The sequence below is a fragment of the Acetobacterium malicum subsp. dehalogenans DSM 11527 genome (assembly GCF_000472665.1).
GTDB classification, from domain to species: domain Bacteria; phylum Bacillota; class Clostridia; order Eubacteriales; family Eubacteriaceae; genus Acetobacterium; species Acetobacterium malicum.
Genome location: NZ_KI421451.1, coordinates 1 through 26,409 on the forward strand (window position 1 = coordinate 1; position 26,409 = coordinate 26,409).

Consider the following 26,409-nt stretch of genomic DNA (forward strand, 5'->3'; position numbering starts at 1 on the left):
ACCGACATCAAAGCAATTTTTGTTCGCTTTTTTAAGTTTCGCAAATTCTATTTCAGATTCAACTTAATTTTATAATTATGCAATGTAAATCAACAAACGACTAACCCAGTACCGACAATTGTTACATCATGTTGTACGCATCGGAGCGGACACGGCGTAGCCTGTCCGATTCTGCGCGCAGGCAACGAGCCAATCATAAGCTTGCTTATAGTTGGCGACTGCCCGCGACCAATGCGAAAGGAGCGTAGCGAATTTCGCATGGCGCAGCGAACAACAGATTAACAATTGGTCGGTACGGCAGTTGAGTGCAAACAAAGATTTTGGGGTAGCCGTTGATTTTAACTGGCGGTTAAGTTAAACTTAGCCTTAGAGAAAGTCGAGGCGAAGATGATGGATTACTTGAATAAAAATATCTCAATCAATTTAAAGGCGATCCGCCGGGAAAAAGGCATGAGTATGGACGAGGTGGCCGAGCAGACCGGGGTCAGCAAAAGCATGTTGGGCCAGATTGAACGGGGCGAAGCCAATCCCACCATTGGGACTCTCGGCAAGATCGTCAGTGGGCTGCGGGTCGATCTGTCCGACCTGACCCGAACCCCGGGGCTTGGTGTCTATGAGGTCAACCGCCAAAAGCTGCTCCCCTCCAAAGAGGTGCCCGGCCAGTATGCCGTTTACACCTATTTTCCCTATGAAAAGAACCGCTTGTTTGAAATCTATGAAATTGAAATTGAACCCGGGGCCTGTTATGTCAGCGGCGCCCATGGTCAGGGAACCAACGAGTACATTGTCGTGCACGCTGGGGAATTGACCCTGGAAATCGACAATGCCTTTTATCAGATCAAAAAAGAAGACGCTATCTGTTTTGGTACCGCGATGAAACATACCTACTGGAATAAGGGCGAGGAGCAATTGAAATTTATCATTGTCTTTGTCTTTAAACAGTAGCAGTAGCGGCTAATCTTACCATTTGAGTCGCGGTGATGGTCGCGTCGTTGTGCAATATAATGCACAGAACATTATCATTTAATGGATACTATCCCTTTAAATAGCGATTTATAAAAAAATAAAAGAAAAAATACAATGTGTGTTGACAATATAGTGCACACGTGTTATATTGTAGATGTCAATTGACAGGACGAAGGCGTTCGAAACATGATGGTTCATGTTCCGGCGTTTTTTTTTATTTATCCGACAAACGAAGATGTTTGTCAGAAATAAAAAACTTATAACGACACCAACAATAATGGCTTTGCTGGCAAACCGGCAGCGAAGCGCATGGCACTATAACACAACGCTTGAACAGGGAAAGGAAATTTGGAATGAAACTGAAAGACACCGGACTTACAAAAGAGGAACTAAAGCAAAAAGTTGACACCTATATGATTGAAACCTACGAACGGTTTGATTTTATCGCCGAGACCGCCAAGGATATGTATATTTATGACGAGAATGGCGAGGCCTACCTCGATTTTTACGCCGGGATCGCCGTTAACAGCGCTGGCAACTGTAATGATAAGGTAGTGGCTGCGGTGCAGGATCAGGTTGCCGATGTGATTCACACCTTCAACTATCCCTACACCATCCCCCAGGTACTGTTGGCCGAAAAGATTTGTACCAGCATTGGCATGGACAAGATCTTTTTCCAGAACTCCGGGGCCGAATCCAATGAAGCGATGATCAAAATGGCCCGGAAGTATGGGGTAGAAACCTATGGCCCGGAACGCTACAACATCGTCACCGCCCGAATGTCCTTTCACGGCCGGACCATGGGTGCCCTCAGCGCCACCGGCCAGCCCCACAATGCCTGCCAAATTGGCTTTGGCGATATGACCCCGGGTTTCAGCTATGCTGAATTCAACAACCTGCAGTCTTTTAAAGACGCGGTCAACGACAATACCATTGCTATTCTCATTGAACCGGTCCAGGGGGAAGGCGGCGTCCATCCGGCAACAATGGAGTTTATGGAAGGACTGCGGGCCCTCTGTGATCAAAAAGGTTTGCTGTTATTACTGGATGAAGTTCAGACCGGCTGGTGCCGTACCGGGGCGATTATGTCCTATATGAATTACGGCATCAAGCCAGATATTGTCTCCATGGCTAAAGCCATGGGTGGGGGTATGCCAATCGGTGCTATCTGTGCGACCACGGAGGTTGCCAAAGCCTTTACGATGGGTTCCCACGGTACCACCTACGGTGGCCATCCGGTTTCCACCGCCGCCTCGCTGGCGCAGATCACCGAACTGCTCGATCGCGACCTGGCCGGTAATGCCCGGGAAATGGGCGCCTACTTTATGAACCAACTAAAAGGTCTGCCCAAGGTCAAAGAAGTCCGCGGCCAGGGCCTATTGATCGGGGTGGAATTTGAAGACGGCATCTCCGGCGTCGATGTCAAACACGGCGTCCTGGAGAAAAAACTGCTGATCACTGCCATCGGCCAAAACATCATCCGCATGATTCCACCGCTGATCGTCTCCAAAGAAGATTGTGACAAGGCCTACGGTATCATCGAAGCAACGGTTAAAGAACTGGTTAATTAAATAGATCACTTAAATTAAATAAATAGATTATCTAAACAATGGGGTTTTTACAGCTGAACAGCTGCGGTCTGAATCAACAGACCGTCAGCAACCGGCTGATAAGGACCCCGTTTTTTTATTTAAACACGCAATTATTTTAACAAATCCAAAAACGAAAGGAGTGTATGATTCACAATGCGGATCATACAAACAAAAAAATGAGTGAAAAAACAAACAAGTCAAAATTTGACAAAGTGTTGAGTACCAAAGACATTTTTGTGTTGGCCTTTGGTGCCATGATTGGCTGGGGCTGGGTGGTTAACACCGGCATCTGGATTGAAACCGCTGGAGCCCTGGGCGCGGCGTTGGCCTTTGTGATCGGGGGCATTATGGTGCTCTTCGTCGGGTTGACCTATGCCGAATTGACCGCGGCGATGCCCCAATGTGGTGGCGAGCATGTCTTCAGTTATAAGGCCATGGGCCCGACCGGGTCGTTTATCTGTACCTGGGCCATCGTTCTCGGGTATGTCAGCGTGGTGGCTTTTGAAGCCGTCGCCTTTCCGACCGTAATCCAATATCTGAGCCCCAATTTTCTGCAGGGTTACATGTACACCGTCGCCGGATTCGATATTTACGCTTCCTGGGTGGCAGTTGGTGTGGTCACCGCGATTATCATTACCATCATCAATATTTTGGGCGCCAAAACAGCGGCCAAACTGCAGACTATTTTTACTGCCTTAATTGCCGGCGCCGGGATTCTCCTAATTGCTGGATCAGCCGTTAATGGCGACCCTGGCAATATTGTCAGCAATATGTTTGGCGGCAGCGTTGAAGCTGGCACCACGGCGCTGGGCAGTGTCCTGACGGTTGCCGTGATGACCCCGTTCCTATTCGTTGGCTTTGATGTGATTCCCCAGGCAGCTGAAGAAATTAATGCCGGCTTTAAAAAAATCGGCGGTATTATGATTCTGTCGATTGTCATGGCAGTGGCCTTTTATGCCCTGGTAATTCTGGCAGTGGCCTACGTGATGCCACTCAGTGCGATGGCTGATTCCACGCTGGTGACCGCTGATGCGATGGGTCTGGCTTTTAACAGTGCGATCATGACCAAGGTCCTGATTGTCGGCGGGATGGCCGGGATTATCACCAGCTGGAATTCATTCTTAATCGGTGGCAGTCGGGCGATGTACTCAATGGCAGAATCGAACATGATTCCCCGGGTTTTTGCCAAACTGCACCCGAAATATAAAACCCCAGTCTATGCCATTGCCCTGATTGGTATACTATCAGTGATTGCTCCTTTCTTTGGCCGTAAAATGCTGGTTTGGATTGTTGATGCCGGCAGCTTCGGGGTCTGTTTAGCCTATGCGATGGTGTCCTTATCGTTCCTGATTTTAAGAAAAAAAGCGCCCGATATGAAACGACCATACCAAGTTAAATATGGTACCTTTGTGGGGATCATGGCGGTTTTACTGTCTGGCTTGATGACGCTGCTTTATGTGATTCCGTTGCCCTTTGCTTCGACAGCTCTGATCTTTGAAGAATGGATCATGGCCGGCGGCTGGGCGATCCTGGGCGTGATCTTCTATGGTTACTGCAAGTTCAAATACGGTGATGAGTTTGGCGCCCATATGGACGTGGAATATGTAGACGTCGACGAACAACCAGTCTTCGCCGGCCGGGTTGGCAGCGTGACTGAATAACCCACCGCGGGGTTGAGTTCGGGGTTGAGTGCGATGCGGGTTGCCGTACCGACCAATTGTTAATCTGTTGTTCGCTGCGCCATGCGAAATCCGCTTTGCTCCTTTCGCATTGGTCGCGGGCAGTCGCCAACTATAAGCAAGCTTATGATTGGCTCGTTGCCTGCGCGCAGAATCGGACAGGCTACGCCGTGTCCGCTCCGATGCGTACAACATGATGTAACTATTTTCGGTACTGGTGCGGGTGTGAGATTACATTCTCTGTACTTTATAAACTGGTTAAACTATAGGGACGAAAACAAAATCAACGGGTCAGAAAGCTTTGTAGGCTCTCAACGAATAAAAGTCTACACTAACCCAGCACCGACAATTATTACATCATGTTGTGTGCATCAAGGCGAACAGTTGCGGTGATGAAGTGCTTTGTTTCGTCTTCTATAATTCGCAACTGTACGAATTGTAAGCACACAACAGATTAATAATTGGTCGGTACGGCAGTTACGCATAAAAAGTAATTAATAAAGCTGCTCATAAATCGCCAGCACCTGGTCCTGATCCAGTGGGACGTAGTTGTTGGCCATCAGCCGGGTTTGTTTGGTCATCACGGCTTCGGTAAAGCTGTCCAGATCGGCCCTGGTGACGCCGTAGTCGCGGAGAGCTTTTTTAGGTAGGATATGGCCCAGCAGGGTTTCGATTTCTTCATAAACGGCCGTGGGATCACAGCCCAGCATGGCGGCTAAAAATAGGTTGAGTTCGGCAATGCTGCCGTCGGGATCGAGGGCCTGGTAGGTTTTATAAACCGCGGTAAACATCGCATAGTTGGCTTCGCCGTGGGGGACGTGGTAGACCGCCCCGAGCGGGTAGCTCATCGCGTGGACGGCGGCGCAGCCGGCGTTGCCAAAGGCGATCCCGGCAAAGGTTGAGGCAATCATAAACTCTTTCAGTAGCGGTTTTCTGGCTTCCGCGCCCTGCTCGGCAATGGTCTGATAGCCGCTGATGATCATTTCCATGGCTTTTTTCGAATACAGCTGGCTAAAGGCGCTAGCCTTGGGCGAGGTGTAGGATTCGATGGCATGAATCAAGGCATCGATGGAACTGGTGGCAAAGACGCTCAGCGGCAGATCGTTTAGCAGCTCCGGTACCAGCACGGCATAGTCGGCGTACAGTTCATCCACCGCCAGACCAAATTTCGAATGGATCGCGGTCAGTTCCAAAATCGAGATATTGGTCACCTCGCTGCCGGTGCCGCAGGTGGTGGGAATCAGAATCAATTCCTTGTCTTTGCTGATTTCCAGTTCTTTGTTAAACAGGTCCACCACCGGTACGGTGTTTTTCAGGGCAAACAGCTTGGCCACATCCAAGATCGTGCCGCCGCCGATGCCAAAGACCCGGTTATACTGATAATCTTTGATATCGGCAAAAATCGCCTCGACCATCACATCGGTGGGTTCACCCGTAACATAGTTCCGGTAATTGACCCGATAGGCCTCATCACCGATGGTATCGTTAAAATATTGTTCATAGGTCCGGTCACTGATAAAAACCAGATCCCCCTGACCGATCTGAAAATGCTCACCGACTTCCTGACAGTACTCAAATTCCAGGATCTTCGGGGTAATTCCAAATTGTTTCATAGTTTCTCCTTTCCGGCTGGGTGTTCGTTTGACGGCGATAAATGGGATTTTTTATTATAGGCTCGATGCTGACTGCCGTACCGACCAATTGTTAATCTGTTGTTTGCTTACAATTCGTACAGTTGCAAATTACTGAAGAGCAAATGAATCACATCATCTCCGCAACTGTTCGCCTTGATGCAAACAACATGATGTAACAATTGTCGGTACTGGGTTTGGCATTTAACCATAAGTTAGTTGTAAACTATCGCCTATCCATTACGTAAATTTGCGAAACCAACAGCGACGCAATTTCTGTTCATGCTATAAATTTTAAAATTATTTGGCCAAATGTCATTCTCTGTAAACTATTGTCAAAGAGATAATTATACTGCCATTTGATCAGCATACTTTTACTTTATAGATAGCCAATTAATCAGGGTTTACACACATTTGATGATCGCATTCTCAAAAATATTCAAGCCGGCCTGTAGTTGGGCGTCGGTGATGACCAGCGGGGCCAGGAAGCGAATTACATTACCGTAAACGCCGGCGCTTTCGATGATCAGGCCGTTTTGGGCGGCTTCGGTGACAATTGCCGACACCAGTTCCGGGTATGGCGCTTTGGTGGTCCGGTCTTTGACAAATTCAATCCCGACCATGGCGCCCAGTCCGCGGACGTCGCCGATGACGGCATAGTCTTCCTGCCAGCGGTTAAAGCGTTCCATGATAATCGCACTGATTTCGCAGGCACGTTCGTCCAGGCGATCGCGCTTCATGATTTCGATAACTTTCAGGGCTGCAGCACAGGCCACCGGATTGCCGCAATAGGTTCCCCCGATGGTCCCGCCTTTGACGGATTCCATAATTTCTTTGCGGGCAGTGATGGCACTCAGCGGCAGTCCGGCCGCGATCGATTTGGCAGTGGTGATAATATCCGGTTCCGCCCCGACCTCCTGCCAGTACTGTGAAGCAAACATCTTACCGGTGCGGCAGAATCCGGTTTGGACCTCATCGGCAATCAGTAAGATGCCCTTGTCATCACAGATTTTCCGGACGGCTTTGATCCACTCCAGCGGGGCGGGAATAAAGCCGCCCTCGCCCTGGAGGGGTTCCACCACAATCGCCGCCACATGTTCGGCCGGGGACGATTCTTCAAAGACCCGATAAATGCTGTCGGTGTAATAGTCAATCGCATCCGCCGCGCTCATTCCCGCCGGGTTGCGGTAGAGATAGGGAAACTGGGCCCGATAAACGCCATCGGGAAAGGGTCCCAGGCCATGGGCATAGGCTTTTTTCGCGGTCATCGTCATCGTCAGCATCGTGCGGCCGTGGAAGGCTCCGGAAAAGACGATGATATTGGGGCGTTTGGTAAAAGCTTTGGCAATTTTCACGGCGTTTTCATCGGCTTCGGCACCGCTGTTGGCAAAAAAAGTCATCTTCTCAGCGCCCCGAACCGGCACGATCGCATTCATCGTTTCCGCCAGCTCGACATAACCCTCATGGGTGACAATATTGAACATGCCATGAAAATACTTCTCGGACTGGGCTTGCACCGCCGCCACGATTTCCGGATGAGAATAGCCGATGTTCAACACGCCCACACCGCCAACCCAGTCGACAAAGTGATTGCCGTCAACATCTTCAACCATCGCTCCGGCGCCCTGGTCGATGACCAGCGGATAAACACATTTGATCGCCCCGGGAATGGCGTTTTCTCTGCGGGCAATGATGGCCGCAGCCTTGGGCCCGGGCACCTGTTCGGTAATTATTTTTGGTAAGGCATTTTTTAACATCTTAATCTCCTCTTTTCTAAACTAATGCTAATTGCGAACTATCCGTGAGCTTTGTTCGATATCTTTAAGTTTCACAAACGCCTATCTCAATAAACTGGATAACCCTTGTAGTCAAACCATCTTTGCTTTGACTTCGGTTTCGCAAATAAACTAAACAAAAAAAACAAGACCGGGAAGCGACTTCCTTGTCTTGTTTATGTCTGTTATTATAGCACAGCTAAAAACAGGCGCAATGGCCAGCTAGCCTAAATTATTTCAATTTAATTGTGCTGACCATACAATATCATCAGCTGCGCGACTGGTTAATCTAAAAAAAAGCCGGATTCCCCAAGCTTTTATGGTGCTGGGGATCCGACTTGATTATTACTAACAATTTTAAAATAATGCTGATCTGCGACCTGTCTCAGGTGGCGTCGGCGTTAGCCACGGGCATCAGCCGCCAGTGATTTAAGTAAAACTGAACCCCAGTTATTACCAGCAGCACCCCAATCCCCACCAGCGCAGTCATCGCCAGTGCTGGATAGGCGCCAGCAAAACCATCGATTGAAGTTAACGATTGATAAATGCCAAAATAGCCCCAGGCCACCGGAACCGGCAAGATGGCATTCTTCGTGATCAGGGTCACTCCCGCCGTCACGACCACCGCCACAATCAGAATGATAATCCCCCAGACATCGGCGGCAATCCCAAAGCCCTGCCAGTCGATACTGACCAGCCAGGAGGAAATATTAACCACCGTGGCAATCAATAGCCAGCCGGTATACATCCCAAAGGCCGCCGGTAACAGCCACTGATTGCCGGTCTGGATCTTTCCCAGTTGCAAAATCAGCAAACTCAGGATGATCGCAAAGGCCAGGATCACCAGCGCCGAGAGGCCAATCAGGTTAAAGGAAAAAATGACAATCCAGAGCATATTCAAACCACTGGACAACCAGAACAACATACTGATACCATCAATGGCCTGGCCATAATACTCATCCTTGTTTTTAACAATCATCACCACAGCGGCAGCAATCAACAGGGCATAAATCACACTCCAGATACTGAAGGTTGACGGTGCCGGAGTAATCAGGGTTCCGTTCATGTCCGAAATATCCTTCTGGGACATCCCATTGAAAACCCCGAAGGCACCAAAACTGTTTACTACCAACGTGCCGATTAACAGGATCATCCCGATCCAGGCTTTTGTTAGACGATTCATAAAGCTCACCTCTTCTGTATTTTTTCTGTACGTTAGTTTTTTTATACCCCTTTTTTGACCAATTATTGAATCAAACCGATTAATTGTTAAGGCTTATTTTCATTTCTTTTGCTAAGGCCACTGACTGACTACCTTGTGCTGGACAGACTAAGGCCCTTTTAGTATACTGAAGAAAAGGCCGTGCTTAAAAGACCGTCCCGAATTTCAAGTGAGGTAACTGATGTCGATTATTTTAGCCGATTTATTCCACGCCACCCAAAAAAACTACCAGCTCCAGCTGCTGGCTGGAGCCACCGGCCTGAACACCCCCATCGATTGGGTGCAGTTTACCGAAGACCGTGCTACCACTGATTTTTTAAAAGGCGGCGAGCTGATCATCACCACCGGTATGAGTGCTGATTCCGATTCTTGGCTTTATGATTTTATTACCCGGCTGATCGCTAGAAAAAGCGCCGGCCTGATCCTCAATACCGGCCGTTATCTGTTTGTCGATGCCATCTCAACAGCGGTTATCAACCTGTGTGATCAACATCAATTCCCGCTTTTTGCGATGCCCTGGAAAATCCATCTGGCCGCCATTATGCAAGATTACGGCAACCGCCTGTTTACCCAATCGTATCAGGAAGACCGCACCACGATGGCCTTTTCGCGCCTGCTGCTGCACCCCGAGGAGCCGGAAGGTGCCATCGACACCCTTAACAGCCTCGGTTATGAAACCGCTGCCCTCTATCTGGTGATGGTCTGTTCGGCGCCGGAAATCCCGGCCCGGCTGACGGCGCAGCTGCGCCAGGTCGCCCCCCGCTGCTATTACTTCCGACTCGGGGAGGTCTGTGTCGTTATTTTTCAGAGTCCCGACAGCAATGCCCTGACCCAGGCGCTTGCCGATTTTACTGCTGATCCGGCGACCCGCCCGGCGGCGGCGCTTTGTTTTGGCAGCGGTGAGTTGACCGACTCGCTGTTAACCCTCCACCGCAGCTATGAACAAGCCGTTTTTGCCCTGAAAGCGGCCCGGCAGCAGCAGCTCCGGCACCTCCGTTTTGATGATCTGGGGCTGTTCAAGGTCTTTTTTGCGGTGCCCGACCCGGCTATTCTGGCAGCACTGGCGGCCGACAGCCTGAGCCGGCTGGAAGCCCACGATGCCCAGGGCCAGTCCAACCTGGCCGCCACCCTGCGGCTTTACCTTGAGCATGATGGCAGCATTCAAGCCGTTGCCGATGCCAGCTTCACCCATCGCAACACCATCAACTATCGAATGAAAAAAATCCGTCAGCTATTAAACATGGATCTGATTACAATGGAAGAAAAGTTCAATCTACGGTTAGCCTTTCTGATTAAAGACTATCTGGCGCTGTGATCCTAATGGCTGTCACCAACCCTCTATTGGTTAGAATTACCGTCAGCTTCATTACCGGTTAGTGGGCAACCCCTGCCGTTCGTACATTTGTCCACCGTCAAATTAAATTTACAAAACTAAAGGAGCACCCGATGAAATCACCAATCGCCATTATCCCCAGTCCTACTGATCACCAAAACACAAATCTCGACCTGACCCCGCTACTAGCCCCAGCCGCTGTCGCCGCGGTCCGCCGTTTCCACCAATCCCTGCCCGATTATCAGCCAACGCCGCTGGTGTCGCTGCCCGGACTGGCGCAGAAATTAGGCGTCGGGGCTATTTTTATTAAGGATGAGTCCCACCGATTTGGTCTCAATGCCTTTAAAGGCCTGGGGGCCTCTTATGCGATGGCCACCATCATCGCCAATTATGTTAACGCCGAAGCGGATCTGAATTACACTTTTCTGACGGCCCCGGCGGTTCGCCAGCAAGTCAAAGAGCTGGTTTTTATCACCGCCACCGACGGCAACCACGGCAAGGGGGTGGCCTGGGCCGCGGCGCTGTTCGGTTGTCGGGCGATCGTGCTGATGCCCCGGGGAACTCAGGCCTGCCGGGCTGAGGCGATCCGGGCCATCAATGATACTCAGGTCGAGATCACCGACCTCAATTACGACGATGCCGTCCGCCGGGCCGCCCATCTGGCTGCGGAGCATGGCTATCTCCTGATTCAGGACACCGGCCTGGCCGGCTATGAGGAGATTCCCAATGCCATTACCCGGGGTTATACCACGATGGCCGCGGAAGCCCTGGAACAATTGCAAGACCGTGGCATTGCCAAACCCAGTCATGTTTTTCTGCAGGCCGGGGTCGGTTCCATGGCCGGCGGGGTACTGGGTTATCTGACCCATTACTACGACCACAATCCGCCACTGACCACGATTGTCGAACCGGACACCGTCGCCTGCATCTATCAATCAGTCCAGCAGGGTCAGGGCCAGCCGTTGGCTATTGGCGGTAACCCGGAAACGATTATGGCCGGTTTAAACTGCGGCGAACCCAACCCCCTGACCTGGCCGATCCTGCGGGACTATGCCAGTTTCTATGCCCGCTGTCCGGACTGGGTCACCGAGCTGGGGATGCAGACCCTGGCCCACCCCGAAGCTGCTGACCCGACTGTCATCTCCGGCGAATCCGGTGCCGTCGGTCTGGGTCTGCTGCTGTCCCTGTGTACCGACCCAAACCTGGCTGCCCTGAAACACCAGCTCCAGCTCGATCGTGCCTCAACGATCCTGCTTTTTAGCACCGAGGGCAATACCGATCCCGTCGGCTATGATGCAATTGTCAATCGCCTCGGGTCGCTGCAACTCATATAATAAGCCACTTAAAAAAATAAAACCGCCGCCCCAGCTTGTCGATCCGCGATCGGATCTGTTCTGGGGCGGCGGTTTTTTATCGTCATTGGTGAAGATTCCCTGGGTTCTTTTGGTAAGCGCTTATTTTTTAGTATTGATAAAACGCCGCGACTCGTTCCACCACCGTCGCCAGCTGGGCTTCGGTCAGGTTGTAAAACAAGGGCAGCCGCAATAGTCGCAGGCTTTCGCTGGTGGTAAAGCGGTCGGCGCCATGAAAGCGCCCGAATTTCTGGCCGCCGGGGGTCTCGTGAAGAGGGGTATAGTGAAAAACAGTACTGATCTGATCCTGCTTAAGCCAGGCGATCAGCTCATCCCGCTCCGACTGACTGGCGGTTTTGAGATAAAACAGATGGCCGTTATGCTGACAGTGCTCCGGCACCACCGGCAGCTCAATCCGGCCGGCGGCAGCCAGCGGGGTTAATTGCTCAAAATATTGCCGCCATAAGCTCAGCCGCCGGGCATTGACCATTGCGGCAGCTTCCAGCTGGGCATAAAGATGGGCGGCATTCAGTTCACTGGGTAAATAGGAGGAACCCAGATCAACCCAGGAATACTTGTCCACCCGGCCAGCCAGAAAATCATGACGGTTGGTGCCCTTGTCGCGAATAATCGTGGCCCGCTCCAGCAGGCTTTCCCGATTAATCAGCAGCGCGCCGCCTTCACCCATGGTGTAGTTCTTGGTTTCATGGAAACTGTAACAGCCCAGATCCCCGATGCTGCCGAGGGCCTTGTTTTTGTAACTGGCCATCAACCCCTGGGCGGCATCCTCCACCACCAGCAGGTGATGCCGTCTGGCCAGGCCCATAATCGCGTCCATCTCACAGCCGATCCCGCCATAATGAACCGGCACAATCACCTTGGTGCGGGGGGTGATGGCCGCCTCAATCAGGGTTTCGTCGATGTTCAGGGTATCCGGGCGGATATCGACAAAGACGATGGTAGCGCCGCGCAGGGCAAAGGCATTGGCAGTGGTCACAAAGGTAAAAGCCGGCATGATGACCTCATCCCCGGGTTTGATGTCGGCCAGCAGGGCGGTCATTTCCAGGGCCGCAGTGCCGGAGCTGGTTAAAAAAGCGCCGGGCACCTGGGCATTTTGACATAACCAGTCCGAGCAGGCTTTGGTAAACGGGCCATCACCACCAATCTGGTGATTCTGGGTGATCGCTTCCTGGATGTATTTGATTTCGGTGCCCAAACACAGGGGCAGATTAAATGGTATCATCGTCATTTCCTCGTTTATCTTAAGCTGGTGCATCAATGCCTGTTGCGATTTCTAAACATCAATCAGATCGAGAATTTCTTCGCGCCGGGCCAGATAGTCGGCATCGACGTGAACCCGGCCGGTGCGTTCATCAACCCGGTCACAAAAAGCGACGTTGAATTCCTGGATAATGGTGCCGGGACTTTTGGACATCACCAGCAGCCGGGTCCCCAGGGACAGGGCCTCGTCAACATCGTGGGTGATCATAAAGATGGTGTTCTGGTCTTCTTGCCAGATTTTACGGACCAGCTGCTGCATGTGAATCCGGGTCAGCGCATCGAGAGCGCCGAAGGGTTCATCCAAGAGCAGGATCGCCGGTTCATTGGCCAGCGCCCGGGCCAGGGCAACCCGCTGTTTCATTCCCCCGGACAGCTGAAAAGGCGGCTGATCGGCTACCTCCAGCAGGTGCACCTGGTCCAGATAATGACTAGCAATCCGGTTGATCTCTGCGGCCGGCAGACCTTTTATTTTCGGGCCAAACTCGACATTTTTGCGGACACTCATCCAGGGATACAGGGACGCCGACTGAAACACTACCCCCCGTTGACGATCCGGTCCGGCAACCGGCTGGCCCTGCATTAAAAAGGTCCCGTCACTGGGCCGGGTAAACCCGGCAATGACGTTAAGCAATGTACTTTTGCCACAGCCCGAGGGCCCCAGCACGCAGATGAAATCGTGCTGATAGATCTTCAGATCAACCCCATCCAGGGCCCGGACCGATTCATTTTCGGTGGGATAATCCACGGTTAAATTGTCAATTTCGATGATCAGCTCGTTGTTCATCCGGATCCCTCCTTATTTTAGTGACATTTCAATATAGCTTGAATTGATAAAGGCGTCAAATGCTTCCTGACTGGGGGAATTATCAATGGATTTCTGACTTTGCAGAAAATCAGCGGTATCCTTCATGATTTTGGCAAAATTCCCGGGCTGCTCGGCCGTCCCCAGATAATCGGCACTGAGCTGTTCTTCCGGCGTCAACCAGATTGATCCGGTCATCTGCATCAGGGCGTTTTCGGTGGTGATCCCCAGTTCGGTGGCCACTGCCGTAGCGGCTTCCTGGGGATTGCTGCGATAGAGATCGCCGCCGTCACTGAGGCATTTCACAAAGCCGGCCACCAGCTCGGGATACTGGGCCGAAAATTCTTTGCGCACCAGACAGACATTGGCGGTGACATAGCCTTTTTCGGCCATATCGGCACTGCTGACCAGAATCGTCCCATTTTGGGTCAGATCGCCCAGGGTCGGCTGCCAGCTATAGGCGGCATTGATATCGCCCCGCTCCCAGGCGGCGACGATTTCGGCGGTCTGCATATCCAGCAATTGGACCTGATTTTCAATCCCCGCTTCTTTTAGATAATTCAGCAAGCTGTAATGGGCGGTACTGGCAAACGGCGTAGCAATCTTCTGACCCACCAGATCTTCGGGTTTGGTGATATTACTGCCGTTCTTCACCGCCAGCCCCTCAATTTCGCCCAGCACCTCATGGATCCAGATCAGTTCCACATCGATCCCCCGGGCCAAGGCAATAATGCCATTGGTATTACCCATGGTGGCAAAGTCGATACTGCCCGAAGCCAGCGCCTTGTTGGCATCCACCCCGGAATCAAAGACGATAAACTCGTATGGTACTCCCAGCTCATTGAAATAGGCCTCATAGACCGCCTTGGTCTTACTGACCATCTCATCATTGGGCACCCGCAGATAACCAATATTCACCTTCTTGGGTAAGCTGCCCTGCTCGCTCTGCGCCTGACAGCCGCTAAACAGCCCCATCGTCACAACCACAGCCACCAGCACCGCCAGCACCCAGACCTTTTTCTTTATTACTCTTTTCATTTCCTAACCTCCTATTGGTAGCCCTTTTACTTCAGATCAAATAGCAAGCGTATTCTTCAATAGACAACCCAGTACCGACAATTGTTACATCATGTTGTACGCATCGGAGCGGACACGGCATCGCCTGTCCGAGTCCGCGGCGAACAACAGATTAACAATTGGTCGGTACGGTAGTCTGACGCCACCCCTATTGGTAGCCCTTCCAGAAAACAATTTTCTTTTCCAGGGCTTTCAGACCCTGATCAATCAACACCCCCGAGATCCCCATGATGATGATCCCGACAAAGATGACACTGCTTTTTAAGTACCGGGACGCATCTATGACCATCCAGCCCAGACCCGAGGTGGCGGCGATCATCTCCGCTGATACCAGGGTGGTGTAGGCCACCCCCACCGCCGTCCGGATGCTGGTAAAAATATCCGGCAGACAGGCCGGAAAAACAATCTGAAAAAATAAGTCCTTGCCGCTGGCCCCCAGCGACTTGGCACTGAGCAGATACTCCACCCGAATGTTGGATACTGCTGAGACACAGGCAATGTAAATCGGCGCAAAGGCCGCCAGATACAGCAGCGTGATCTTGGACGATTCATCAATCCCCAGCCACAGAATCAATACCACGTAATAAGCCAGCGGCGGCAGCGGCCGGTAAAACTGGACAATCGAATCCACCACCGCCCCGACCTTGCTGAAATAACCGCTGAATAACCCCAGCGGCACCGCCGTGACAATCGCCAGCAGCGAGGCGATCAACAGCCGCAGCATACTGATGCCCAGATGTTCCCAGAGACTGATGCCGTTATAACCATCTTTGACAATCGAAATAAAGGTCTGGATCACTTCCCCCGGGGATGGCACAATCAGGTGGGAAACCAGATTGAAGCGGGTGATCAGAAACCAGACCAGAAAAATAAAGGCCCAGGTCAAGAGAGTCAGCATCCGATGGTTTTTGTTAAAATCCTTCTTGTTCTGCATGCTTCCTCCTGATTCTGGGCCTTTAGCCGGTTGTTTTCTGATAATTCACAAACCGCTTATGATTCGGTTAATTGTTTCTATCTTAACAAAAATTATAGTCCGTTACAATAGGTTTGCGGTTCTTTGTCTGGTCGTTGAAATATTCGTAGGTACAGATCCCCAGGAAGGAACCGGATACGTTGAAGATATTGTCATAGCCCAGTTGTCCCAGGGCTCTGGTCATATTGTAGCTGCGTTGAGCGCTACGGCAATGGATGTAAACCGGTTGGTCTTTGGGAATCTCGGTCAATCGCTGACGGAATTCACTCAGCGGAATGTTCACCGCATTGATCAGGTGGCTTTGGGCAAACTCATCGGGCTCTCTGGCATCAATGATAAAGGCATTGCTTTCCACCAGACCGCGCACGGCGGTCACCGGTACCTGCTTGAATTCGCCATTCAGAATATTCAGGGCGACCATGGCGGCAAAATTGACCGGATCCTTGGCGGTACTGAAGGCCGGAGCGTAACAGAGTTCCAGTTCTTTGAGGTCTTCCAGGGTGGCACCCATGGAAATCATCGCGGCAACCACATCAATCCGCTTGGTGGCATTACCCTTACTGACTGCCTGGGCCCCGATAATTTTTCCGGTGGGCACTTCAAAAACCAGCTTTAAAAAGAAGGGGGTGGCATCCGGCATGATGCCGACAATATCACCGGGAATCAGGTACACCATGTCATGGGGAATCCCGCAGCGGGTGGCATTAGCTTCGGTTAACCCGGTGGAGGCCACGTTCATTTCAAAGATCTTGATACAGGAAGAACCAATCACCCCATTGTTCCGGGTGGGAATGCCATAAAGGTGATCAGCGGCGGCACGGGCCTGTTTCTGGGCCGGGCCGGCCAGCGCCAGTTTGGTTTTCTTGTGGGTCAGCTGATGATAGACTTCCACGGCATCGCCGACCGCATAAATGTTTGGCACGCTGGTCTGATAATGATGGTTAACCAGAATCGCACCGGTTTCGCCAATTTCCAGTCCGGCTTGCTGCGCCAGGCGGGTATCCGGGGTGACCCCGATGGCCATGACGACAGCCTGGGCAGGCAGGGTTTGGCCCGATTCTAACACCACTGAATCATCATTAATGGTGGCGATGGCATCTTCGAGAATCAGCTGAACGCCATTGTCGAGCAGTTCTTTGTGGAGAATCTGAACCATGTCATAATCCAGGGTACACATGATCTGATCGGCTTTTTCAACCAGGGTAACGTTAAAGCCCGCCGCTGACAGTTTCAGATTTTCGGCCACTTCGACACCGATAAAGCCGCCGCCAACAACAACCACATCTTTAACGCCATTCTGGACAAACTTATTGATCTTATCTATATCTACCACATTTTTGACGGAAAAAACATGGGCTTTGTCATAACCGGAAATTTTAGGGACGATGGGATTGGCCCCCGGCGCCATAAACAGGGCATCATAGCTTTCTTCATATTCTTTTCCGGCCAGCAGGTCTTTGACCCGGACGGTTTTTTGTTCGGGATTGATCCCCACCACTTCCTGGTTGACCCGGGCCGTAATGTTATATTGTTTTTTAAAGACATCCGGTGTCATCAACACCAGATCTTCGCTTTTTTCAATCATGCCACTGAGGTGATTGGGCAGACAGCAATTTGAAAAGGATACGTTTGGCCCTTTTTCAAACATGATAATCTCAGCCGCTTCATCCAGTCTTCTTGTTCGCGCCGCTACTGAAGCTCCTCCAGCAACGCCGCCGATAATGACTACTTTTTTTCCCATTTGTCTTCTCCTTCTGATTAAAATTTTTGAATTTATTATGATGTCGTGATCGTTGTGCTCAGTTTCTCACGCAAGATTGTTATTTCTGATGTCGGTCAGGGGGAATAATGTTGACCTTTCCGGCAAAAACTTTCAGCGCTAATATTCCGCCCATCCACAGAGTCAGGAAGAATCCCCACCCGGACAGTGAAAAATTGGCAATCCCCGAGAACAACGCCCCGATGTTACAGCCGCCGGCCAGTCTGGCTCCAAAGCCCATTAAAAAACCGCCGATCAGATAGTAAATAACGTCTTTTACTTTAAATTTGCCGTCAAAGGCAAGCCGACCAGCCAGTAAGAAGGCGATTGCGGCACCGAGAATAATACCGATGTTTCGCAGCGAGCCGGGATCATTTAAAATGCCCCCATTGGCGGTTGCCACGGCGTCAGCAAAAACCGGCGCGGTAAATTGCACCCCAAACAGCTGCAGGAAGGCGACACCCCAGGATACAAATGGGCCGGTTACGCCCCAGCTGTGGCCGGTGGAGATCAGAATAAAAGCAAACATCAGCGCCAGCAGAATCCCACCGATCATAAAACTCCAGCGTTGGACAAAAAGCTTATGGAAGGTCGCATAGCTGAACAGTTTAAACGGCTCTTTATTGGGGATCGGTAATTCCTGGTCTTCGTAGACGGTGGATTCATAGTAGCCTTCTTTTTTACGGAAGTTTTCATATTTGCGCACGACCAGATAAAGACCGGCCAGCATCAGTATTGAGACCACCACGGCGCCCACATAACCAAGAACATCCGGCAGATAAAGCTTGATCCCGATCTGGCCGATGGCGGAATTATTCAGGGCATCCTGAGCCATCAAACCCGGCAGTGAGCCCAGTACAAAGGTGGTCATGGCGATCATCGCTCGTCCGGCACCTTCACCTAAATCACTGAGCGTTCCGGACGCACAGCCTCCGGCCAGCATCATCCCGATGCCAAAGATAAACCCGCCCAGTAAAATAGAGATGTTTAAGAACTTAACTGAACTTAACCCCGGCACATCAGCCCCGGACATCGTGGCGGACCACTGAATCCCGGCGGCCAGAACCATGGCAAGCGCAAACATCACCAGCAGCGCCGTGCTGAGGCTGCCTTCGCCGGTGACATAGATCCGTTTGAACCCACCGGCAAAGCCATAGCGGGAGCGGGTCAAAATATAACCCAGCGCTAAACCGGTCATCAGAAACAGGGTCAGTTTCTGATCCACATTTCCTTTGATGATGCCAAAAACGACAACTGCAATAAATAAGGCCAGGCCGATAACCGGCTGTATTTTTTTCTTTTTCGTTAGTTCATTTGTTTTTGGTAGATCGATACGATTAGAAATATCCATTATTTTACCCTCCTATCAGGTCTAAATAAACATGAAGTGGCAAAATGCCACTTCATGTGAGGTTGTCAAAAACCACCGTACCGACCAATTGTTAATCTGTTGTTCGCTGCGGCCAATACGAAATCCGCTTTGCTCCTTTCGCATTAGTCGCGGGCAGTCGCCAACTACAAGCAAGCTTGTGATTGGCTCGTTGCCTTCGCGAAAATCGGACAGGCGCTGCCGTGTCCGCTCCGATGCGTACAACATGATGTAACAATTGTCGGTACTAGGTTATCTTTTTGAAAGTCTACCGTTAATTAATTGGTTACCAGTGGGTAGCCTTTGTTTGTCCAGCCAGCGGTACCAGTAGCGGCAGTTCCGGCTCCGGAGTTAAGGGATACAGCATCATAACCCAGTAACCGTAATCCGGCTACAGTCTGTCCAGCGGTTTGTCCGGTGTAACAGTAAACGATGATGGTTTTGTCGGTTGGCAGAGTGCCAAACTGTGTTTCCATGCCTTTTCCGAAAGGTATGTTGACAGCGCCTTCAATATGGCCTTTGGCAAAATCTTCTGCTTTTCTGACGTCCAGGAAGGTAATGGTCGTGTCTTTGGCGTCCAGTGCGGCTTTAGCATCGTCTTCGGTAATTTTGTAGTTGGCAAATTTAGTATCTTTCACATCGGTCAGACCGGCATAATAAGCAACGACGGCTTCTTGAATCGCAGGATCAATTTCAGTTTTGACGGCATCATCAAAAGCATTTGGTGTCGTTTCAATGACGGCATCCACGCCTTCGACCTTGGAAATCCCCAGGTTCCAGCCTAAATTGACTGATTTCGTGTCGAATCCGGCGATATTCAATAAGGCAACTGTCTGTCCGGCGGTTTGTCCGGTGACACAATAAATCATGACGGGTTTATCAGCGGGAATTTTGGTCAGGTTTTCGGCCAGGTTGGGACCCCATGGCATACTCAGGGCGCCTTTGATATGGCCCTGGGCATAAGCATCGGCACTACGGATATCGATGATGGTCATCGCGTCGCCGGCTTTCACCTTGTCCACGAAAGCAACCTGATCAATCTTGTAGATGTCTTCCGGCATGCTGGCAAAATACTCATTGGTTGCGGTAACAACCGGATCGACCTCGGTCTTGCCACCTGTTTGTGTGGTGCCAGTGCTGCAGGCACTGACAAATATCATGGTGCTGAGTAATACCAATAAAACTAAAACACGACTTCTTTTTAACATTTTCTTTTCCTCCAGTTCGTTAATTAATTATTTAACAACATTGTAACCGATCGTCAAGCGTTTTGGTTCACAGACATTGTAATGCAGCATTAGTGTTATTAATGGCACCTCCCACTGTGATATTTATGTGATACCGGCCCGGCTTTGTGTTATACTCAATAAAACGAATCCGACCGGTATCCGTAAATCGGTTTGAGAATTATTTTGAGGTGGCATCCATGGATGATAACAAAACCCCTGTAAAGCGCATCAGAGCTGTGGCAAATATAAGCCGCGCCGTTAAGCAATTAACCCGGTCAGAGCAAGCTCTCTATTGCTATCTGGGATTATATTTTCTCATCAATCTGCTGTTTCTGACCGTTTTTCCCTATGTTCATTCTGACGAGTCCTGGCTCAGCGGCTTGTCCCGGCATATCGCCGCAACCGGCGACATCGGTGTCACCGAGCCTTTTTTCAATGTCTATCAACGCTATCCCCATGCCATCCGGCTGCTGTTTCATCTGCTTCAGGCCGGTTTTATGCAGCTGTTCGGTTATCAGATTTTTACCTTCCGACTGATTTCACTGCTCTTTTCCGTGGCCACGCTGTATTTTTTTTACAAACTCAGCCGACTTTTCTGTCGATCGGCCGGCACGGCGCTGCTGGCCACGCTGCTGCTATCGCTGGATCTTCAGTATCTTTACGCTTCCCATCTGGCCCGTCAGGAAATCATCATTGTTTTTATTCTGGTGCTGGCTCTTTATCTGCTGATCAGCCGGATTGACACCCATCGCTGCAGCGATGATTTGGGGCTGGGGATCATCGTCGGTCTGGGAATTGGCGTTCATCCCAACATTTTGGTGGTGGCCGTGACCATTGGCCTGGGTTATTCTTATTATCTCTACCAAAAGAAAATCAGCTGGCGCAATCTGGCTCTGTTGGTGCTGGTGATCGGCCTGTTCGCCGCGCTGTTTGTCGGCCTCAGTATCACCATGGACCCCGACTATCTGGCCCACTACACCCAGCATGGCCAGAATTTTGGAGTTGGCGACGGGCTGCTGGGCAAGTGGCAGGGATTCCTGCTTTTTTATCAGCACCTGTTTAACCAATTCAGCATCGAGTATTATATGCCCAATATCCGCTTCCAGCTGCTTGTTTTTGCATTGGTGGCGGTGCTCAGCCTGGGACTGCTGGCTAAACACCGCTCAACGCCCCGCGATCAGCCACTGCGGCTGCCATTGTTGCTGGTTTTCGGCGTCAATCTGGGAATTTTGCTGATCGGCCGCTACAATGTCACCAGCATCGTATTTACTTTTCCGCTCTGTTACCTGCTGACCGTACTGTTGCTGGAAACTGCTTTTCCCGACCAGATGCCGGCCGAACCAATGCTGAATACTCATCAGATTCCGGGAAAAAAACGCAAAAAAAAATGGCTACCGGGACTGCTGGTCCTGATAACCGTGGTGTTGACGCTGACCGGGCTGCAACCCCCGGCCAATTCCTATGCTGCCTATCTCCGTCAGATCCAGACCGCCATTCCCGGCAGTCCCAAGATCCTTGGCAATTTAAACGCCGAATATGCCTTTGCCGATGGCCAACTGCTTGACTACCGCAACCTGCAATACCTGGATGACCAGGGGATCGCCTTTGCCGACTACGTCGCGGCCCAGCAGATTGAGGTCATCATCTATTATGACGAACTGGCCGTTATCGTCGCAAACCATCCCCGCTATGAGGTGATGTATGGTGATCTCACCCCGATTGATGCTGAGATGACCGCCTTTATCGCCGATCACTGCGAAGAAATCACGGTCTTTAGCGACGCCAGTTACGGCACCAATCTGGCCCCGCTGATTGATACCAGGCCCTGGCCGATCCATATTTTCAGGGTGACAACAGCGCCGTGATTTCGGCCACCCGGGTTTCAGCGGTATTGCGGGTCTGATTTTTAAGCACCGCGGCCACCGCCCCGGCTTTCAGCACCACAATCCGGTCGGCCAGATAGAGGGCCTCGCGGATATCATGGGTCACAAAAACCGTGGTCGCCTGGGTTTCCTGGCGGATCTCCAACAGGGTCTCCTGCAGCTCCCGTTTGGTTTGGGCATCGAGACTGCCAAAGGGCTCATCCATCAGCAGTACCTGGGGGGACAGCGCCAGGGCCCGGGCCAGGGCCGTCCGCTGCTTCATCCCACCGGACAACTGGTTGGGATAATAATCGCCAAAATCGCTGAGTTTGACCATCGCCAGATAATGATCGGCCCGGCTCCGGATTTCCGGATGACTCAACCGCTCCGGGGCTTTTTTTAACGCAAATTCAATATTATGGCGGACCGTCTGCCAGGCAAACAGCTGATCAAATTCCTGAAACACCATGATGCATTGACGACTGGGTTTTTCCACCAGTCTCCCGTTGAGCCGGATTTCGCCCTGATCCGCTTTGACAAAGCCGCCGATCAGGTTCAGCAGGGTACTTTTACCACAACCGGAGGCGCCGATGACGCAGATCAATTCACCGGACCCGATCTCCAGATCAATGTCGGCCAGCACCGGCCGCCCCTCATATGATTTGCCCAATCCGCAGATTTCAATAATCGGCTTCATGCCACACCCCACTTTTTAATGGTATTTTTCTCCAGCTGGCCAAAAACAACATCTTCGACAAAAATCCCCATCGCAATAATCATCAGAATCCCGGCATAAACCCCGGCGGTATCCATAAAGACCCGTTTATTAAAAATATACCAGCCAATCCCGCCGATCCCACCGGAGGCGCCAAAGATCATTTCCGCCGAGATGGTGGCCCGCCAACCCCGGGCCCAACTGATTTTCAGCCCGGCAATGAGAAATGACAGCGAGGCCGGAACAAAGATCCGGATGATACTCTGCAAGGTATTAAATTCATAATTCTTGCCGATTTTTTTATAGACTTCGGGAATGGCCTTGAAACCGGCGGTCATATTGAGAATCATCGGCCATAAAACCGAATGGACAATGATAAACAAGATCGCCATACTGCCAGTCCCAATCCAGAGAATAATCAGCGGCAACAGCGCAATCCCCGGTAAGGGATGAAAAATTGAGACGCAGGTATCGGTAAAACTGGCAAAGACCGGACTCACCACTGACAGAAATGACATCAGAAAGGCCAGCGCCACGCCAATTCCCAGGCCGATTAAGATCAACCCCAGTGAAAACAGCATCTGCATCAGGATATCCCCATTGATGATCGAATCGATTAAGGCAGTCAGAATCAGCTCCAGGGATGGAAACGCCAGGGGACTCACCGGTGCCAGTTTCGCTGTCAATTCCCAGGCTAGCAGCATCAACGCGATCCAGATATATTTTGAATAGGGCTTCAGAAAGAGTGCTTTAATCTTCATAATCGGTTTGCTCCCAAATGACCGCCGCGGGGTTTTCGAAACTTTTCTTCAGATACCCGGTTTTCAGCATAAAATCAGAAAAGGTCCGCAGGCCTTTGACGGTCGGGCTGTATTCGGTATCGGTGGCGGACAGATAAGCCAACACGTCCGCTTCCGGCAAATCATAGGCGTCGCTGAGAATCACCGCCGCTTCCTGGGGATGGTCCTTGATAAAGGTAATCGCTTCGGCCACTGATTGATTAAAGGCGGCATAAACTTCGGGATTTTGATCATGCAGCTTTTTAGTGGTTACTCCGACAATAAATGAGAACTCGCCACCAAAGGCTTCGTTCCCGGAGAGGATCTGATGAAATCCCGGGGTGGCCAGCTCTTTTTCCAGATACGGGGTGGCAGTAAAGTGGGCGGTCACATCGCCGCCGGAAAGCAGGGCGTTCATGCCATCGGGATGGGATAGCGTCACCAGCTGGTTGTCCAGTTTCTGAGGATTGCCAAAGTCCCGGTCACAGGCCATGGCCAGCAGGATATGCTGAACCGAACCCGGCTGCGGTACCGCAATGCGGTCCTGTTCGCTCAGTTCGGCCAGGCTGTTGATACTGGTTTTAGTGACCAGCCCGGTGGGTACCGATGAGAGTCCGGTGGCAATTTTCCAGTCCATTCCGTTATCCCAACCAATCAGAAATGGCGGAATGGCCATAAACCCGGCATCCAGACGATCGGCCACCATGGCTTCGCGAATGGCCGCGGTATTGTTCATTTGTTCCCAGGAAATCGCGATCCCCGGGCAGTTTTTTTCCAGCAGGCCCTGGGCTTTCATAATTTGCACCGGTGCATAGGCAATCCCATATTGTTCGGCAATGCGGATGGTTTTCTGACCACCGGCCGTTTCTGTTTTGGCACAGCCGGCTGTCAGCAACAGCACCATTATCGATATGATGATCATAAACTTTTTCAATTGTGTCCCCCTTTTTCTTCTGCGTAATAATTCGTCAGTACTACCCAAGCCATTTTTGCCAGTTGTGGCAATCAGTCAAGATAGGCCTTGGGCTGGATCACCAGATTCTGACCCTGTTCGTCGCTGATTTTTAAAGCGTCGAAAGCCTGATTAATGGCTTGATGCAAGGCGCGCTCCGAGGTTTCGGCAATCACCAGATAGCCGGCTCGGGCGGTGGCATTGGCAATGGTTTCCAGGGTCTCGCCGACGGCCACATTGTAACCCGCGGCAATCATCCCAGGAAGCTTTGTGAGGCGCTCCAGACTGGTCAGGCTGGCTATTTTGCCCGGTTTGGCAAAAAACAGCTGCACCGATAAGTGCTCACTAAGACGCGCTGCTCGTGGCCGCGGCGGCGCAGCAATGATCCCCAGCGAAAAATTAATGACCCGATCGAGAATATCAAAGCCGGTCAGATACGGAATAAAGATATCCTCATGGGCGCCGCCGATCCGGCCGGCCACCTCATTGACGACAATCCCCTGGTCCCCCACCAGCAACTGAATATAGAGTGGTCCGGCCTTAATCTGAAAGGCCCGGGTGATTTTGTCAACCAGCGTTTGGATCTCCGGCGACCGGTTGTGATGGCGGCTGGGATATTCATGAGCATAACAGATGCCAATATTACGTTCAAAGGAAAAGCTCTCGCGATCAGTAATGGTCAAAATCTCCGGCACCCCCTTGTCAACCCAGGCGCTGACGGTAATTTCATCACTGGGATAATAGGACTCCAGCAACACTTTGTCAGCCCGGGAAAATGACAGAGTTTCCGACAGGCTGTTGATCACCTCCGCCGGGCTGTTGAGTTTAAAAACGCCCCGCTGACCCTGACTGTCCAGCGGTTTAATCACCACCGGAAAAGGGATATCCTTGAGCTCCGCGACTCCGGCCGCAGCGGTCAGAAAACGATAGGGTACGGTGGGAATCTGGTTATCGGTCATAATCGCCTTCATGACTTCTTTATTGGTCACGGCCCGGGCGGTTGGCACATCCAGAAACGCCGGCAGCTGCAAGGCCTCGGCCACCCGGGCGACAGTATATACCGGTTGGTCGGTGCCCATGGTCATGACCCCGTCAACCCGGTACTTTTTTGCGATCTCGATGTTTTTTTCAACATCAAAGGTGCTGACCACCTCATTAAAGGCCGCATATTTCCGGCCCGGCGGATTTTTAAAATAATCCACCAGGACCACCTCGTGTCCCTGTTCAGCCGCCCGGCGGATAGCCCCCAGCTGATTGTTTCCGCCACCTAAAATTTGCAGTCGCATGCTTATTTCCGTCCTTTATTTGTAATTTTGTCCGTTTCTGTATTCGTGGTATGGTGTCCGCGGTTGATGCCGTAGTAATAAAACAACCGCAAGAACAACAGACTCAATTTCTTAACCGTATAGTTGGATTTGCCATAGCGCCGGGGCTGATAAGCCACCTTGACATTGCCAATGTTTTTGGTAAAGCGCAGGGTAATGGCCGTGATATAGACAAAGGGGGTTTGGTCTTCAACGATCTGATCAACGATTTTTCGGTTAAGCACCCGAAAGCTGCCAACCCGGATGTTTTTCGGTTTTTTCAGAATCAGGGTAAAAAAAAGATCCACCAGATTGGATCCCGATTGCCGGTAAAGCGGATAGCCGGACCGGTCGGGAATGCCGTAAACCACGTCAAAGCCGCTTTTAATCTGATCCAGCAACAGCGGAATATCTTCCGGCTGTTGTTCCAGATCGTCATCGATGGTCACGACCCAGCGTCCCCGGGAGCGACCCATTCCGGTCTTGATGGCCGCCTGCTGCCCGGCATTGTGATCCCGGGCTATTAAAATAATGCGCTCATCCCCGGTTGCCAGGGCCCGGATCACAGCCCGGGAATCATCCCCGGAGCAATCGTCAATCAGAATCAGCTCAAAGCTCAGCCGCTGGCTTGCCAGGGTGGCCGACAGCCGGCTGATTAATTCGCTGATCGATTGAGCACTGTTATAGACCGGGATGACAATACTGACTTCCGGTTCCAAAGCGGCTGCCTGATCCAATTTGACTTCGTTATCCATTT

At 51.3% G+C, this 26,409-nt stretch carries 21 protein-coding genes; 6 read left to right on the forward strand and 15 right to left on the reverse strand.

All coding sequences use genetic code 11. The features are described from left to right. The first annotated feature begins 387 nt into the window (after positions 1 to 387). The 3 genes from A3KS_RS0119005 to A3KS_RS0119015 all read left to right on the forward strand — a co-directional run bounded on the left by A3KS_RS0119005 (position 388) and on the right by A3KS_RS0119015 (position 4,219). Positions 388 to 945, forward strand: a complete 558-nt coding sequence (locus A3KS_RS0119005; RefSeq protein WP_242834803.1) for a helix-turn-helix domain-containing protein — start codon at positions 388 to 390, stop codon at positions 943 to 945. A 374-nt stretch (positions 946 to 1,319) separates the two neighbouring features. Continuing rightward, a complete protein-coding gene (locus A3KS_RS0119010) occupies positions 1,320 to 2,537 on the forward strand; it encodes an aspartate aminotransferase family protein (protein ID WP_026396246.1) in 1,218 nt (405 codons plus the stop codon). Between the two features lie 164 nt (positions 2,538 to 2,701). Next, on the forward strand, positions 2,702 to 4,219 hold the full coding sequence (locus tag A3KS_RS0119015; RefSeq protein WP_414150010.1) for an APC family permease: 1,518 nt from the start codon (positions 2,702 to 2,704) through the stop codon (positions 4,217 to 4,219). 512 nt (positions 4,220 to 4,731) lie between these two features. On the opposite strand, the gene A3KS_RS0119020 is transcribed toward A3KS_RS0119015, so the two are convergent. The 3 genes from A3KS_RS0119020 to A3KS_RS0119030 form a co-directional block, all read right to left on the reverse strand. Beyond that, a complete protein-coding gene (locus A3KS_RS0119020) occupies positions 4,732 to 5,850 on the reverse strand; it encodes a 4-hydroxybutyrate dehydrogenase (RefSeq protein WP_026396248.1) in 1,119 nt (372 codons plus the stop codon). Between the two features lie 422 nt (positions 5,851 to 6,272). Continuing rightward, positions 6,273 to 7,625 (reverse strand): aspartate aminotransferase family protein, encoded by a 1,353-nt coding sequence (locus tag A3KS_RS0119025; RefSeq protein ID WP_026396249.1) that lies wholly within the window; start codon positions 7,623 to 7,625, stop codon positions 6,273 to 6,275. A gap of 403 nt (positions 7,626 to 8,028) precedes the next feature. Further along, positions 8,029 to 8,826 carry a TspO/MBR family protein gene (locus A3KS_RS0119030; protein WP_026396250.1) on the reverse strand — a complete coding sequence of 266 codons (798 nt, stop codon included), beginning with the start codon at positions 8,824 to 8,826 and terminating at the stop codon, positions 8,029 to 8,031. A gap of 220 nt (positions 8,827 to 9,046) precedes the next feature. Between A3KS_RS0119030 and A3KS_RS0119035 the strand changes: the two genes are divergently transcribed. Both A3KS_RS0119035 and A3KS_RS22030 read left to right on the forward strand, forming a co-directional pair. Next, a complete protein-coding gene (locus A3KS_RS0119035) occupies positions 9,047 to 10,180 on the forward strand; it encodes a PucR family transcriptional regulator (RefSeq protein ID WP_026396251.1) in 1,134 nt (377 codons plus the stop codon). 131 nt (positions 10,181 to 10,311) lie between these two features. Further along, positions 10,312 to 11,532: a diaminopropionate ammonia-lyase gene (locus A3KS_RS22030; RefSeq protein ID WP_035356838.1), complete on the forward strand. Its 1,221-nt coding sequence runs from the start codon at positions 10,312 to 10,314 to the stop codon at positions 11,530 to 11,532. A gap of 127 nt (positions 11,533 to 11,659) precedes the next feature. On the opposite strand, the gene rffA is transcribed toward A3KS_RS22030, so the two are convergent. The 7 genes from rffA to A3KS_RS0119075 form a co-directional block, all read right to left on the reverse strand. Continuing rightward, positions 11,660 to 12,793 carry a dTDP-4-amino-4,6-dideoxygalactose transaminase gene (rffA, locus tag A3KS_RS0119045; RefSeq protein ID WP_026396252.1) on the reverse strand — a complete coding sequence of 378 codons (1,134 nt, stop codon included), beginning with the start codon at positions 12,791 to 12,793 and terminating at the stop codon, positions 11,660 to 11,662. 51 nt (positions 12,794 to 12,844) lie between these two features. Next, positions 12,845 to 13,615, reverse strand: coding sequence for an ABC transporter ATP-binding protein (locus A3KS_RS0119050; RefSeq protein ID WP_026396253.1), 771 nt, complete (start codon positions 13,613 to 13,615; stop codon positions 12,845 to 12,847). Between the two features lie 12 nt (positions 13,616 to 13,627). Next, a complete protein-coding gene (locus A3KS_RS0119055) occupies positions 13,628 to 14,671 on the reverse strand; it encodes a taurine ABC transporter substrate-binding protein (protein WP_026396254.1) in 1,044 nt (347 codons plus the stop codon). 187 nt (positions 14,672 to 14,858) lie between these two features. Then, positions 14,859 to 15,644, reverse strand: coding sequence for an ABC transporter permease (locus A3KS_RS0119060; protein WP_026396255.1), 786 nt, complete (start codon positions 15,642 to 15,644; stop codon positions 14,859 to 14,861). A gap of 82 nt (positions 15,645 to 15,726) precedes the next feature. Next, the gene (locus tag A3KS_RS0119065; RefSeq protein WP_026396256.1) at positions 15,727 to 17,424 is read right to left on the reverse strand and encodes an FAD-dependent oxidoreductase; all 1,698 of its coding nucleotides are present in this window, start codon (positions 17,422 to 17,424) and stop codon (positions 15,727 to 15,729) included. 79 nt (positions 17,425 to 17,503) lie between these two features. Then, positions 17,504 to 18,793 carry a YeeE/YedE family protein gene (locus A3KS_RS0119070; protein ID WP_051356003.1) on the reverse strand — a complete coding sequence of 430 codons (1,290 nt, stop codon included), beginning with the start codon at positions 18,791 to 18,793 and terminating at the stop codon, positions 17,504 to 17,506. A 296-nt stretch (positions 18,794 to 19,089) separates the two neighbouring features. Continuing rightward, positions 19,090 to 20,019, reverse strand: coding sequence for a rhodanese-like domain-containing protein (locus tag A3KS_RS0119075; protein WP_026396258.1), 930 nt, complete (start codon positions 20,017 to 20,019; stop codon positions 19,090 to 19,092). A 218-nt stretch (positions 20,020 to 20,237) separates the two neighbouring features. On the opposite strand from A3KS_RS0119075, the gene A3KS_RS0119080 reads away from it, so the two are divergent. Next, a complete protein-coding gene (locus A3KS_RS0119080; RefSeq protein ID WP_026396259.1) occupies positions 20,238 to 21,905 on the forward strand; it encodes an ArnT family glycosyltransferase in 1,668 nt (555 codons plus the stop codon). Here A3KS_RS0119080 and A3KS_RS0119085 read toward each other — a convergent pair. The 5 genes from A3KS_RS0119085 to A3KS_RS22035 form a co-directional block, all read right to left on the reverse strand. Further along, positions 21,883 to 22,599 (reverse strand): ABC transporter ATP-binding protein, encoded by a 717-nt coding sequence (locus A3KS_RS0119085; RefSeq protein WP_035356840.1) that lies wholly within the window; start codon positions 22,597 to 22,599, stop codon positions 21,883 to 21,885. The two genes, A3KS_RS0119080 and A3KS_RS0119085, sit on opposite strands and share 23 nt — an antisense overlap. Then, on the reverse strand, positions 22,596 to 23,378 hold the full coding sequence (locus tag A3KS_RS0119090) for an ABC transporter permease (protein WP_026396261.1): 783 nt from the start codon (positions 23,376 to 23,378) through the stop codon (positions 22,596 to 22,598). Before A3KS_RS0119090 ends, A3KS_RS0119085 begins: the two co-directional genes overlap by 4 nt. Continuing rightward, positions 23,368 to 24,330, reverse strand: a complete 963-nt coding sequence (locus tag A3KS_RS0119095; RefSeq protein WP_026396262.1) for an ABC transporter substrate-binding protein — start codon at positions 24,328 to 24,330, stop codon at positions 23,368 to 23,370. The genes A3KS_RS0119090 and A3KS_RS0119095 overlap by 11 nt, the downstream gene beginning before the upstream one ends. A gap of 71 nt (positions 24,331 to 24,401) precedes the next feature. After that, complete coding sequence (locus A3KS_RS0119100; protein WP_026396263.1) at positions 24,402 to 25,634, reverse strand: ATP-grasp domain-containing protein; 1,233 nt, start codon at positions 25,632 to 25,634, stop codon at positions 24,402 to 24,404. Positions 25,635 to 25,636: 2 nt separating this feature from the next. After that, a complete protein-coding gene (locus A3KS_RS22035) occupies positions 25,637 to 26,407 on the reverse strand; it encodes a glycosyltransferase family 2 protein (RefSeq protein ID WP_051356004.1) in 771 nt (256 codons plus the stop codon). Between the last annotated feature and the right edge of the window lie 2 nt (positions 26,408 to 26,409).